Consider the following 13,689-nt stretch of genomic DNA (forward strand, 5'->3'; position numbering starts at 1 on the left):
TACCCGGGATGCCCGGTTCCCCGACATGTCATCTTCCCGCCGCGGCCGGCGGGGCGCCAGCCACGAGCCGCCCGGTCCGGTCATGACCGTTGTCAGCCACGTCGCTGGTACACGCACCAGCCAATCTAGAGGTTGACCGCAAGTAGTCGACGGAGGGGCACACCGGGTGTGGCGGTCTCCCCGACGCCTGTCCGAATTCCCCCCGATCGGCCCCGCACCCTCATCCGTACGGTTGGTTGTCCACAGGCCGGGAGGGCAGCTGAGCGGGGAAACGCGCAGTTATCCACAGCCGCATCCCCAGGTTGGTGATCCTCGTTCACGGTACGTGGTCGACCGCCCGGGACGGGACCCCGCCGACGGGTGTGCCGGATCAGCGGCCGAGGCGGCGGCGGACCATCCCGACCACCTCGGTGATCTCGCCGATCCGCAGCACCATGGCCAGGCCCAGGTACGTCGCGCCGATCACCGCGCCGCCGACCACCAGTTGCACCGCCGCCGCCAGCCAGCTCAGGTCGGCCGGGTCGCCGGGGAGCAGCTTCACCACGAGCAGGCCCACCAGTGCGGCGCCCAGCGCGGCGACGACCACCCGACCCAACGTGCGCATGATGCCGCCGAGTCCGATCCGGCCCACCCGGGGCCGCAGCAGCATCGCGGAGATCACCGCGGCGGCCAGGTACGAGACGGCGTTGCCGAGCATCATGCCGGCCGCCGCGAAGGTGGCGGAGAAGGCGAGGAAGAGCCCGATCTGGAGGAGTACCCGCAGCGCCACCACCGGGATGTTGATCAGAGCCGGGGTGCGGGTGTCCGGCAGCGCGTAGAAGGCGAAGGTGAACAGCTGGCTGATCGCGAACGGCACCAGCCCCACCGCGGCGACCAGCAGCACGGTCGACGTGGCCCGGGCGTTGTTGCCGTCGAACGCGCCGTACTGGAAGATCACCCGGGCGATCGGCCCGGCCAGCACCGCGTAGCAGACCGCGATCGGGGCGAGCACCGCGGTGACCATCCGGGTGCCGCGGGACAGGTCCGCGGTCACCTCGCGGAGCCGGCCTTCGGCGGCCGCGGCGCTCATCCGGGGCATCAACGCGGTGATGATCGAGACGGCGATGATGCCGTGCGCCATCATCAGCAGCAGGAAGACGTTGTTGTAGATCAGGATGCCGGCCCGGGTCTTGCCGTCGCCGTTCTCGCCGGCCGCCCGGGTGAGCAGGTTGACCACCACGAAGAGGCCCAGCTGGTTGACCGCCACGTAGCAGAACATCCAGGCCCCGAGCTTGCCCAGCTCGCGCAGGCCCAGCTCGCGGAAGTCGAACCGCCACTTCCAGCGGAACCCCACCTTGCGCAGCGCCGGCAGCAGGCCGGCGGCCTGGATCGCGACACCGAGCAGGGTGCCGCCGCCGATCAGCAGGATCCGGCCCCAGCCCATCTCGGCGGGCTTGAGGATCTTCGCCCCGTAGACCGCGATGTACAGCCCGCAGGTGCCGATGACGACGAGGTTGTTCAGGATCGGCGCCCACATCGGCGCGGCGAAGTGTCCCCGGGTGTTCAGCACCGCGGCGATCAGCGCGCTGACGCCGGTGAAGAAGAGCATCGGCAGCATCAGGTAGGACAGGTTGTTGACCAGCCCCGTGTAGTCGGCGCCCTTGCCGCTCGCGTACAGCGCGGTCAGCACCGGCGCCAGGGCCACCGCGATCAGCGCGGCGGCGGCCAGCGAGAGCACCGCCAGGGTGAGCAGCCGCTGCGCGTACGCCTCGCCCTTGTCCGCGTCGACCTTGCGCCGGCGCACCAGCACCGGGATCAGCACGCTGGTGAGCACCCCGCCGAGCAGGAACTCGTACACCTGGTTCGGCAGGAACTGCGCGGTCGTGTACGCGTTGCCGACCAGGCCGCCGCCGAGGGCCGCGCCGATCATCAGGTTGCGGATGAAGCCCGTACCCCGGCTGACCAGGCTGCCGACCGCCATCACCGCGCTGTTCGCCGCGGCGCTGGCCTCCGCCACCTGCTCGGGCGGCGGCGCGGTGGCCTCCACCGCGGGCTGGTTGAGCGGCTCGGCCGAGATGAAGGTCGCCTCGTCCGTCGGCGGGATGGCGCCGTCCGGCGTGGCGTTGGCGCTGCGGTAGAGCCCGCCGCTCATCTCCAGCCTCCCAGTGGGTACGTCAGGCCGGGCACGTCCCGACGTCAGAACCTTAGTCAACCTGTACCTCTTACCCGCGCCCGGCGGCGGAGTTCCCGGGCCGGACCGATAGGCTGGCGATCCCATGTCCGAAGTCTCCGCATCCCACGCCGCCGACCGCCGCGGGCTCACCGCCGCGCAGCGCAACGCCGTCGCCGAGCTGCTCCGCGTCTCGCCGGTCGCCGACGAGCTCGGCCGCCGGTTCGTCGCCGCCGGCCACGAACTGCACCTGGTGGGCGGTTCGGTGCGGGACGCGCTGCTCGGCCGGCTCGGCGAAGACCTGGACTTCTGCACCGACGCGCATCCCGACCAGACGTTGCGGATCATCAAGGGCTGGGCCGAGTCGATCTGGGAGACCGGCCGGGAGTTCGGCACCATCGGCGCGCAGCGCGACGGGCTACGGCTGGAGATCACCACCTTCCGCGCCGAGGCGTACGACCAGGTCAGCCGCAACCCGGTGGTCGAGTACGGGACCAGCCTCGACGACGACCTCAAGCGGCGGGACTTCACCATCAACGCGATGGCGGTGAGCGTCCCCGACCACCGGTTCACCGACCCGCACGGCGGCCTGGCCGACCTCGCCGCCAAGGTCATCCGTACCCCCGGAACGCCGCAGGAGTCCTTCCGCGACGACCCGCTGCGGATGCTGCGGGCGGCCCGGTTCGCCGCCCAGCTCCGCTTCGCCGTCCACCCGGACGTCCGCGAGGCGATGACGCGGATGGCCGCCGACCTGGACCGGATCACCGCCGAGCGGATCCGGGACGAGTTCACCAAGCTGCTCTGCGGCGCCGACCCGATCACCGGGTTGCGGCTGCTGGTCGACACCGGGCTGGCCGAGCGGTTCCTGCCCGAGCTGACCGGGCTGAAGCTGACGATCGACGAGCACGCCCAGCACAAGGACGTCTACGAGCACACCCTCACCGTGGTCGAGAACGCCATGTCGATGGAGTCCGACGGCTGCGACTTCGTGCTGCGGATGGCCGCCCTGATGCACGACGTCGGCAAGCCGGCCACCAAGGCGGTCGGCCCGGACGGCCGGGTCAGCTTCCACCACCACGAGGTGGTTGGGGCCCGGCTGACCAAGGCCCGGCTGAAGGCCATGCGGTACCCGAAGGACGTCACCTCGAAGGTGGTCGCCCTGGTCGCGCTGCACCTGCGCTTCTACGGGTACGGCCGGGGCGAGTGGACCGACTCGGCGGTGCGGCGGTACGTCGCGGACGCCGGTGACCTGCTGACGCGGCTGCACAAGCTGACCCGGTCGGACTGCACCACCCGGAACCGGCGCAAGGCGGCCGCCCTCGCTGCCGACTACGACGCGTTGGAGGAGCGGATCGCCCGCCTCGCCGCCGAGGAGGACCTGGCCCGGGTCCGCCCCGACCTGGACGGCAACGCGATCATGGAGCTGCTGGGCGTGCCCCCGGGGCCGGTGGTGGGGAAGGCCTGGCAGCACCTGAAGGAGCTGCGCCTGGAGCGTGGCCCGCTGGACCGCGACGAGGCCGAGGCGGAGCTGCGGCGCTGGGCCCGGGAGCAGGGCGTCCTCGACTGAGGACGGCCGGCTACGCCGCACCGCCCCGGGATACGCCGACACGTCGGCGTATCGACCGAACAGCTGACGCCACCGGCGGCGGTCGTCATTCATGATGGTGCGACATCCGTCAGCCTCCCGGTCATCCGTGTGGTGAGGCTGCTCCGATCGCTCGTCCGCTCATCCGAGGTGGACGGTTGCTGCAAACGGGGAGATCTCTCAATGAAACGCCGTGGCAGGATTCGCCGCTCGGCGGTGGCCGGGTTCGCCCTCGCCTCCGCGACGTCCATCGTGCTCGCCGGCACCGGCGGCGCCGCGATGGCCGCCCCCTCCGATCCACACAGGGCACCGGTGCGGGGCGCCGACAGCGCCGGTGCCGTGCCCGACCGGTACATCGTCGTCCTGAAGGACGGCAAGGCCAGCCCCAGCGAGGTGCGGGCCAGCGCGTCGGCGCTCACCGCCGCCAACGGCGGCTCGGTCCGGCACGTGTTCACCAAGGCGCTCAAGGGCTACTCCGCCGCGATGAGCCGGCGGCAGGCGGAGCGGCTGGCGGCCGATCCCGATGTGTCCTACGTCGAGCAGGTCCAGCGCTACTCGGCCACCGACACCCAGAGCAACCCGCCGTCCTGGGGACTGGACCGGATCGACCAGACGACGGCGAAGACCAACGGCGCCTACACGTACCCGACCACCGGGACCGGCGTCACCGCGTACATCCTGGACACCGGCATCGACATCAACCACCAGGACTTCGGCGGGCGGGCCAGCTACGGCTACGACTTCGTCGAGAACGACGCGGTGGCGCAGGACTGCGACGGCCACGGCACCCACGTCGCCGGTACCGTCGGCGGCACGAAGTACGGCGTCGCCAAGAACGTCAAGCTCGTCGCGGTGCGGGTGCTCGGCTGCGCAGGCACCCCCGGCGGCACGAGCGAAGAGGTCGTCGCCGGCATCGACTGGGTCACCACGAACGCGGTCAAACCGGCCGTGGCCAACATGAGCCTCGGCGTTTCCGTGATCGACCAGGCCGTCAACGACGCGGTCGCCCGCTCGATCGCCTCTGGCATCACCTACGCCATCGCGGCCGGCAACAGCGACCAGGACGCATGCGGCTTCTCGCCGGCGGCCGTGCCGACGGCCATCACCGTCGGCGCGACCGACAAGGTGGATTTCCGGGCCTGGTTCTCGAACTACGGCCGCTGCCTGGACACCTTCGCCCCCGGGGTCAGCATCGTCTCCGCGGCGATGGGGACCACCAGCGGGAGCGTGGCGATGAGCGGCACCTCGATGGCCTCCCCGCACGTGGCGGGTGCCGCGGCGCTGCTGCTCGAGGCGAACCCCGGCTGGACCCCGCAGCAGGTGCGCGACAGCATCGTCACCACCGGCACCGGCGGCGCCGTGCACGACACCATGGGGTCGATGGACCGGCTGCTGCACGTCGGTGCCGTCCAGTCCGCCCGCAGCTCGTACGGCCTGAAGGCGCGGATCAACGGCAAGTTCGTGACGGCCGAGAGCGCGGGCACGAAACCGCTTATCGCCCGGAGCTCCGCCCTCGGGCCGTGGGAGAAGTACGACGTCGTCGATGCGGGCAGCGGCCTTGTCGGGCTGCGGGCGAAGGTCAACGGCAAGTACGTGACCGCGGAGAGCGCGGGCGCCAAGCCGCTGATCGCCCGTGGAACGGCGATCGGCGCCTGGGAGAAGTTCCAGATCATCAACAACACCGACGGCACCGTGAGCCTGAAGGCGAACATCAACGGCCGGTACGTCACCGCGGAGAAGGCGGGCACGCTGCCGCTGATCGCCCGTGGGACGACGATCGGTGCCTGGGAGAAGTTCGACTTCGATGCCCCGGCCCCGGTGGTCGGCATCAAGTCGGTCGCCAGCGGCAAGTTCGTCACCGCGGAGAAGGCGGGCACCCTGCCACTGATCGCTCGGGCCACGACCGTCGGGGCCTGGGAGAAGTTCGAGATCGTCAACCTCGGGGACGGCTACTTCGGCCTGCGGGCGCTGGTGAACAGCAGGTTCGTCACCGCCGAGAGCGCTGGTACCAAGCCGCTGATCGCCCGGGGGACGTCGATCGGCGCCTGGGAGGTGTTCGACTTCCTGGACTACAACCCGGACGGGTCGATCTACCTGCGAGCGAACGCGAACCTTAAGGCGGTCACCGCGGGCAGCGCCGGCACCAGCCAGCTGATCGCCAGCCGGACCATCGACTGGAACAGCGAGACCCTGGGTCTCGGAGTCGGCGAGAAGTTCGTCGTCGAGGCCCTCTAGGCCGGTCGAGCACGGACGAGCCCGCCCAGGCCGCCCTCGGGCGGTCCGGGCGGGCTCGTCGCTTCCGAGCTGCCGCACGGCGGCGCGGCGGGCACCGTCGGCTCAGCGGGGCGCCACCGTGATCTCGCGTTCGACCAGTTCCTTCGGCAGTGGCTGGCGGACCAGCTCCCGCCCGGTCAGGTCGGCGAGGACGACGTCGCGGGCGCCGTACGGCCGGCGGTAGAGCAGCCGGTCGGCGGAGATCCAGACCACCTCGGCGCTGGGCAGCGTGCGGACCACCCGGCCGGTGTCCGTCTCGACCAGCAGCGGATCGTGCTGCCCCTGGACCACCACCAGCTTGCCGTCCGGCGACCAGGCCCACGGTCCGGCGGGGTCGCCGGGCACCGGCACGAACCGGGTCGGCCGCCCGTCGTCGACAGAGAAGAGCTGTACGCCCCGTCGGAGGTCCCGGACCGACTCGTCGTGGCCGGACCCGCCGGTCTGCGGGAGCACCACCTCCGTGCCGTCCCGGCTCCAGGTGAAGTCGCAGTAGTCGGTGCAGAAGTACCCCTTCTCGTCCACCCGGAACGTCCGTTTCATGCCGTCCGCCGAAAGGACGATGAAGCCGAAGTGGTCGAGCTGGTGGGTGGTGAGGAGCAGGCGGCGGCCGTCCGGCGACCATGTCGGGGGGGAGAGCGCCCGGCCGACCTCGTACCAGCGGGTCTTCCCGGTGGCCAGGTCAACCAGGCCGATCTGGCGGGGCCGGTCCTCGTCCGTCACCGCGGTCAGCGAGCCGACGGGCGCCGGGAAGACTCCGTCGTACCCGTCGGCCGTCAGGTAGCGGCCCCGGTTGCGGTCCAGCACGAAGCCCTTGCCCGGCCCGTTGACGAAGGTGCCCCCCGTCACCACCCAGTCGCCGGGCAGGACCAGCGGCTTCGCCGACCAGTCCGGGCCGGGCTTGGGCCGGATCGGGGCCGGCGGGGTCGCCGTCGCGGTGGGGCGCGGGGTGGTGGGCGGCGCCGTCGGCTGCGGGCGAAGCAGCACGAACGGCAGGGCGACGGCGACGACCGCGACCAGGGCGGCGCCCGCCGCCGTGGCCCGGCGCCGCCGCCGCAGCCGGCGGCCCCGGCCGAGCGCGCGGACGGCCAGGTCGGGCACCGGCCGGACCCCGTCCGCGAGATCGTGTACGGCCACCCGCAGCGCGTCCTCCACCGGCCCGGTCATCGCTTCACCTCCGAACGCGTGGTCAGCTCGTCGAGGGCGGGCACCAGCTCCCGGAGCTTCGCCAGCGCCCGGGACGCCTGGCTGGCCACCGTGCCGGCCCGGCAGCCGAGGATCGCCGCGGTCCGTTCGACGCTGAGGTCCTCCAGGTAGCGCAGGGTGAGCACGGCCCGCTGCCGGGGCGGCAGGGTCAGCAGCGCCTCGCGCAGCAGCATCCGCAGGTCCGCGTCGTGACCGCCGTCGCCGGCCGCCACGCGCTCCGGCAGCACCGCGACCGGCACCTCGGAGCGCCGCGCCCGGCGCCGCCAGCCGGAGACCTGGTCGTGGTACAGGATCCGTCTCACGTACGGTTCCGCGTCGCCCCGGATCTTCGGCCACCGGGCGTACGCCTTGGCCAGCGCGTTCTGGAGCAGGTCCTCCGCGGCGTGCTGGTTGCCGGCGAGCGCGTACGCGACGCGCAGCAGCGCGTCACCCCGCTCGTTGACGAACGCGGTGAACTCCCCGTCGATGACCTCTGCCACCGTCCACCTCCGTACTACAGACGCACGGGGTCGGGGGAACTTTGCCTCACCGCGGCCACGGGTGTGATCCGGTGTCGGTGCCGGGCGGCAGAATGGGCCCCATGCGTTGGACCGTCCTCGACTCGCCGATCGGGGAGTTCTCCGTGGCCACCGACGACGAGGCGGTCCGCGGGGCGCACTTCGGGCGGGTGGAGTCGGCGACCGACGAGCCCGTCGACGCGCTGGCCGGTCGGGCGGTGGCCGAGCTGCGGGCGTACTTCGCCGGCGAGCTGACCGACTTCACCGTGCCGGTGGCGGCCCGCCGGGGGTCCGAGTTCGAGCGGGCGGTCTGGCGGGAGATGACCCGCATCCCGTACGGCGAGACGCTCACCTACGGCGAGGTGGCGCGGGCGGTCGGCGAGCCGGGCGCGGCGCGGGCGGTCGGGGTGGCCTGCAACCGGAACCCGGTGCCGGTGATCGTGCCCTGCCACCGGATCGTCGGGGCGGGCGGCAAGCTGGTCGGCTTCGGCGGTGGCCTGCCGCGCAAGGTGACGCTGCTGGAGTTGGAGGCCCGCTTCGCCCTGCAACGCGCCTGGTCCTGACGTACGCCGAGGTCTTCACCGCACGCGCGAGGGCCGGGTCCGTGCGGACCCGGCCCTCGACGGTGCTGCTGGTCAGCGCGTCAGCGCTCGACCTCGCCCTTGATGAACGCCTCGACGGCGGCGTGCGCGTCGTGGTCGGCGTACTGCTTGGGCGGGGACTTCATGAAGTACGACGAGGCCGACAGGATCGGGCCGCCGATCTTGCGGTCCAGCGCGATCTTCGCGGCCCGGACGGCGTCGATGATCACACCGGCCGAGTTCGGCGAGTCCCACACCTCGAGCTTGAGCTCGGCGTTGAGCGGGGTGTCACCGAAGGAGCGACCCTCCAGGCGGATGTACGCCCACTTGCGGTCGTCGAGCCACGGCACGTGGTCCGACGGGCCGATGTGCACGTCGCTCTTGCTCATCTCGTGCGGGATCTGGGAGGTCACCGACTGGGTCTTCGAGATCTTCTTCGAGACCAGGCGGGTGCGTTCCAGCATGTTCATGAAGTCCATGTTGCCGCCGAAGTTGAGCTGGTACGTGCGCAGCAGCTCGACACCGCGGTCCTCGAAGAGCTTCGCCAGCGCGCGGTGCACGATGGTGGCACCGACCTGGCTCTTGATGTCGTCGCCGACGATCGGCAGACCCGCGTCCTCGAACTTCTTCGCCCACTCGGGGTCGGACGCGATGAAGACCGGCAGGGCGTTCACGAACGCGCAGCCGGCGTCGATCGCGGCCTGGGCGTAGAACTTGTCGGCCTGCTCGGAACCGACCGGCAGGTAGGAGACGACCACGTCGACCTGCGCGTCGCGCAGCGCCTTGGCCACGTCGACCGGCTCGGCGTCCGACTCCTCGACGATCTCGCGGTAGTACTGGCCCAGGCCGTCGAAGGTCGGACCGCGCTGCACGCTGACGCCGGTCGGCGGCACGTCGCAGAGCTTGATGGTGTTGTTTTCGCTGGCGACGATCGCCTCCGCGAGGTCCATGCCCACCTTCTTGGCGTCCACGTCGAACGCCGCGACAAACTCCACGTCCGAGACGTGGTAGTCGCCGAAGGTGACGTGCATGAGACCCGGGACGCGGTCGTTCGGGTCGGCGTTCCGGTAGTACTCCACGCCCTGCACGAGGGACGAGGCGCAGTTACCCACACCGACGATGGCGACGCGGACGGAGCCCATAGCGTCTGCCTCCTTCTTCTTCATCACGGCCGCTCTTTCCTGGACGCTCCAGGCGGGGGCGGGCTGTTGTCTTCTCGTCGGCCGCCGGCTGTCCCGGCTCGCGGGACGGTCGGGGCACGGCCGGAGCGCTCATTGGCAATGAGCTCCTCCAGCCAGCGGACCTCACGCTCACAGGCGTCGAGGCCGTGGCGCTGCAGTTCCAGGGTGTACGCGTCGAGGCGCTCGGCTGCCCGGCCGAGCACGTCGCGAAGGCCTTCGCGACGCTCCTCGATCTTTCGACGACGACCTTCCAGGATCCGGAGCCGGGTGGCCTGGTCGGTCCGGGCGAAGAACGCGAAGTGCACGCCGAAGCCCGTGTCGTCGTACGTCTCGGGACCAGCCTGCGCTATCAGTTGGGCGAAGCGTTCCTTGCCCTCCGCGGTAATGGTGTAGACCACCCGACCGCGTCGGCTGGTCAGCGCGGGAACCTCCTCGGCGGTCGCGGGTGTCTCGGCGGCTTCGGTGATCCAGCCCGCCGCCTGCAGCCGGCGCAGGGTCGGGTAGAGCGAGCCGTAGCTGATCGCCGCCCGGATCGCGCCAAGCTTGGCGGTCAACTCCTTGCGCAGCTCATAGCCGTGCATCGGAGCCTCCTGCAGGAGGCCGAGGATGGCGAACTCGAGCACGGGCCACCCCTTCTTACCCCCGGCGCGGAGCGGTAACCGCCGCGATGTATCGGACCGATACATCGCACGTTAGCGGAGTCCCATGATCGGGGCAAACCCCCGTTCCGAAGTGCCATCGTCACGGATTGTCACGGTGGTCGCCTCGTCCGGCCGGACCGCGTACCCTTTGCCGCATGCGTACGTCTCGCCAGGTCGTCGACTACTCGCTCCAGAAGCGAGCGGTGCTGCGCGAGCTGCACGCCGGCCGGGTCGGCACGTACGACGTCTGCGACGCCTCGCCGTACCTGAAGAACGCCGCTCGGTTCCACGGCGAGCCCACCGACGAGCGTTGCCCGATCTGCCGCAGCGAGAACCTCATCCACGTCCACTACATTTACGGGGACGAGCTCAAGCAGTCCGCCGGCCAGGCGCGTACCCGGGCCGAGTTGCCCGTCCTGGCGATGACGCTGCGTGAGTTCCAGGTCTTCGTGGTGGAGGTGTGCCTCGGCTGTGACTGGAACCATCTCATCGAGCAGTTCCTGCTCGGCCGGGACGGGCTGGCCGGCGGCACGGATGACGGGTCGGAGCAGGGCGCGGTGAGTGGTTCGTCCACCCCGAACCGTTCCACCCCTCGTCGAAGGCGAGAGGCGCAGCGGTGAATCCAGCTGTATCGGCCGACCCCGGCCCGGTTGACGACGGGTGGGCGGACCGACAGCTTCGACGTCTGATTAGTCCGATTGCTTCGGATTCCACGCCTGCGCCCCGGCACGCCCGGGGTGTAGCGTCTCGTGGTCCGGCTCACGGCAACCCGGTGGCGGCGCTTCCGCGCCCCACCGCGACCGGCAGGGTGTGAGGAATGAACTACGGCGATCCCAGTTCTTCGCGTGGGCGGGCCCAGATCCCGGGCCCTAACGGCGACCCCGGTGGGAGCCCGCAGGGAAACGGCTGGTCATCCGCCCCGGAGGGCGGGGCCTCGGCCCGCGCCTCCGTACCGCCCCGGGGGTCCGCGTCCGGCGGACGGGCCTCGGTCGGCGGCGCGGCCCCGGCACCGCGCAGCGGCACGGCGGGCTCGGCCTCGGTGGGCCGGGCCGGCGCCGGACGGGCCTCGGTGCCGGTCTCCCCGGCCCCGGGCGGTCCGGCGGGCCGCGCCACGGTCGGCGCGGCCGCGGTGGGCACGGCCGGGCGGGCGAGTGTCGGCTCGGCGGCGGTGGGCGGTCGGGCCGCGGTGGCCCGCGCCGGGGTCCCGGGCATGGCGGGCGGCGGCCCGGGTGGTCCCGGTGGGCCGAACGGTCCCGGCCGGGGCGGTCGCGGCGGTCGCGGTGACGACCCGGGCGCGGCGACCCGGGCGAAGAAGCGCCGGCGGATGAACATGCTGATCGCCGGCTTCGCCGTCTTCATCATGCTCGCCGGCATCGGCGTGGTCGGCTTCACCTACTACTCCACCAACGTCATCCTCCCCGAGGACACCACCCCGCCGCTGGCCAGCACCATCTACGCGGGCGACGGCAAGCAGATCATCGCCAAGGTCGGTGCGGAGAACCGAGCCTTCGTCGCCATCAAGGACATTCCGCAGTGGGTGCAGGACGCGGTCGCCGCGGCGGAGGACCGGAACTTCTACCGGCACTCCGGCGTGGACTACAAGGGCATCGCCCGGGCCGCCTGGAACAACTTCACCGGCGGCGACAAACAGGGCGCCTCGACCATCACCCAGCAGTACGCCCGCAACGCCTATGACAACCTCAAGCAGGACACGTACGCCCGGAAGCTGAAGGAGGCGATTCTCGCCTCCAAGCTGAACGACAAGTACGACAAGCCGACGATCATGCAGCACTACCTGAACATCGTCTACTTCGGGCGGGGCGCGTACGGCATCGAGGCGGCGGCCCAGACCTACTTCGGCAAGCACACCAACCAGCTGACCGTGGCCGAGGCCGCGGTACTCGCGGCGCTGATCAAGCAACCGGAGCCGAGCGCCACTCACAAGGGCTACGACCCGGCGATCAACCCGCAGGCCGCCCTCGACCGCTGGAATTACGTGATCAGCGGCATGATCACCGAGGGCTGGCTGGACGCGTCGGGCAAGCAGCCCCACCCGACGGAGTACCCGACCAAGACGCTCAAGAAGCCCAACTCGAAGGGCGTCGGCGTCGACTTCGGCGTCAACACGCCGTACGGCAACGTGATCAACTATGTCGCGCAGGAGATGCGGGAGAAGAAGCTCTGCACCGACAACGACGCCGAGGTCACCGACGACATACCGCTCTGCTCGCAGGCGCTCAGCAAGGGCGGCTACCGGATCACCACCACCATCGACACCAAGGTGCAGAAGGCGGCGCTCGAGGCGGCCCAGCGCGCCACCAAGGGCTCCGAGCTCGACGGTCAGCCGAAGAACCTGATGGCGGCCGTGGTGTCGATCGACCCCAAGACCGGCGGGGTGCGTGCCTACTACGGCGGTGACAACGGCACCGGCACCGACTACGCCGGCAAGAACTACGACAACGGCGTCGTCAGCGGTGGTCACTCGCCCGGTTCGAGTTTCAAGATCTACACGCTGGCCGCGGCGCTCAAGGCCGGCAAGTCCCTCGAGTCCCGGTGGAAGGGCAAGGCGTTCACCCCCGAGGGGACCAAGTTCAAGGTCAGCAACGCCGGCTTCGACGACCCGTCCTGCCACAACTCCTGCACCCTCGAGGTGTCGACGCTGAAGTCGCTGAACGTGCCGTTCTACTACGTGACCCAGGAGATCGGCCCGGACAAGGTCGTCGAGATGGCCAGGAACGCCGGCGTCACGATGATGTGGCAGACGGACACCAACCCGGCGAAGCCGCACGACCTCACCAAGGAAGACCCGAAGGACCTGGCCCCGGCGCCCTTCTTCCACGTGGTCGGCTACGGCCAGTACCCGATCACCGTGCTGGACCACGCCAACGGCGTCGCCACCTTCGCCAACGGGGGGAAGTACATCAAGGCGCACTTCGTGAAGCTGGTGGAGAAGCAGGACCAGCAGACCGGTAGGTGGCGGAAGCTGGGCGGTGAGCAGGTCAAGCCGGTGCAGCGAATCGACGAGGACATTGTTCGCGACGTGACCTCGGTACTGGAGCAGTACCCGGCGAAGTCGTCGCACCGCGAGCTCGAGAACGGCCGCAAGGTGGCCGAGAAGACCGGTACCTGGGAGCAGAAGCCGGGCACCACCGAGAACGGCGACGCCTGGATGATCGGCTACACGCCCCAGCTCGCGACCGCGGTCTGGGTCGGCAACGTCAAGAACCGTCTGCCGATCAAGACGAAGGGCGGTGCCAAGATCAGCGGTGCCGGCATGCCGGGTGCCATCTTCCAGCGGTTCATGAACGACGCGCTCAAGGGCAAGGACAAGATGGACTTCCCGGAGGCCGCGCACGTCGGCGACCCGGAATCCGGCAACGGCGAGGCCCCGACGCCCACGGCGCCGCCCGTGCCAGCGGGCTGCCCGGACCCGCTGAACCCGTTCTGCCCGGTCAACGGTGGCGGCAACGGCAACGGCGGGAACACCAACCCGTTCGACCCGCGACCCGGCGGAGGCGGCGGTGGCGGTGGCGGAGGCATCCTGCCGACCACACCACCACGCCAGACGTACTGATCTC

General features: G+C 70.8%; 10 protein-coding genes. 5 read left to right on the forward strand and 5 right to left on the reverse strand.

Annotation, left to right across the window (positions count from 1 at the left end; genetic code table 11):
- Positions 1–370: 370 nt before the first annotated feature.
- Positions 371–2,131, reverse strand: a complete 1,761-nt coding sequence (gene murJ / locus OG799_RS29055; protein WP_406039511.1) for a murein biosynthesis integral membrane protein MurJ — start codon at positions 2,129–2,131, stop codon at positions 371–373.
- Positions 2,132–2,255: 124 nt separating this feature from the next.
- On the opposite strand from murJ, the gene OG799_RS29060 reads away from it, so the two are divergent.
- Both OG799_RS29060 and OG799_RS29065 read left to right on the forward strand, forming a co-directional pair.
- The gene (locus OG799_RS29060) at positions 2,256–3,716 is read left to right on the forward strand and encodes a CCA tRNA nucleotidyltransferase (protein WP_406039513.1); all 1,461 of its coding nucleotides are present in this window, start codon (positions 2,256–2,258) and stop codon (positions 3,714–3,716) included.
- A 201-nt stretch (positions 3,717–3,917) separates the two neighbouring features.
- Positions 3,918–5,969 carry a S8 family serine peptidase gene (locus OG799_RS29065; RefSeq protein WP_406039515.1) on the forward strand — a complete coding sequence of 684 codons (2,052 nt, stop codon included), beginning with the start codon at positions 3,918–3,920 and terminating at the stop codon, positions 5,967–5,969.
- A gap of 102 nt (positions 5,970–6,071) precedes the next feature.
- On the opposite strand, the gene OG799_RS29070 is transcribed toward OG799_RS29065, so the two are convergent.
- Positions 6,072–7,172: a hypothetical protein gene (locus OG799_RS29070; protein ID WP_406039517.1), complete on the reverse strand. Its 1,101-nt coding sequence runs from the start codon at positions 7,170–7,172 to the stop codon at positions 6,072–6,074.
- Positions 7,169–7,690, reverse strand: coding sequence for a SigE family RNA polymerase sigma factor (locus tag OG799_RS29075; protein WP_406039519.1), 522 nt, complete (start codon positions 7,688–7,690; stop codon positions 7,169–7,171). The genes OG799_RS29070 and OG799_RS29075 overlap by 4 nt, the downstream gene beginning before the upstream one ends.
- 101 nt (positions 7,691–7,791) lie before the next feature.
- Here OG799_RS29075 and OG799_RS29080 point away from each other — a divergent pair, with 101 nt between their 5' ends.
- Positions 7,792–8,271, forward strand: coding sequence for a methylated-DNA--[protein]-cysteine S-methyltransferase (locus tag OG799_RS29080; RefSeq protein WP_406039521.1), 480 nt, complete (start codon positions 7,792–7,794; stop codon positions 8,269–8,271).
- Between the two features lie 80 nt (positions 8,272–8,351).
- Here OG799_RS29080 and OG799_RS29085 read toward each other — a convergent pair whose 3' ends face one another.
- Complete coding sequence (locus OG799_RS29085) at positions 8,352–9,431, reverse strand: inositol-3-phosphate synthase (RefSeq protein ID WP_406039523.1); 1,080 nt, start codon at positions 9,429–9,431, stop codon at positions 8,352–8,354.
- Between the two features lie 23 nt (positions 9,432–9,454).
- Positions 9,455–10,093, reverse strand: coding sequence for a PadR family transcriptional regulator (locus OG799_RS29090; protein ID WP_406039525.1), 639 nt, complete (start codon positions 10,091–10,093; stop codon positions 9,455–9,457).
- Between the two features lie 173 nt (positions 10,094–10,266).
- Here OG799_RS29090 and OG799_RS29095 point away from each other — a divergent pair, with 173 nt between their 5' ends.
- Together OG799_RS29095 and OG799_RS29100 are read left to right on the forward strand one after the other, a co-directional pair.
- Positions 10,267–10,731, forward strand: a complete 465-nt coding sequence (locus tag OG799_RS29095) for a DUF5318 domain-containing protein (protein ID WP_406039527.1) — start codon at positions 10,267–10,269, stop codon at positions 10,729–10,731.
- 197 nt (positions 10,732–10,928) lie between these two features.
- Positions 10,929–13,685 (forward strand): transglycosylase domain-containing protein, encoded by a 2,757-nt coding sequence (locus tag OG799_RS29100; protein ID WP_406039529.1) that lies wholly within the window; start codon positions 10,929–10,931, stop codon positions 13,683–13,685.
- Positions 13,686–13,689 lie beyond the last annotated feature (4 nt).

This window comes from Micromonospora sp. NBC_00898, assembly GCF_045207895.1.
Lineage (GTDB): Bacteria > Actinomycetota > Actinomycetes > Mycobacteriales > Micromonosporaceae > Micromonospora.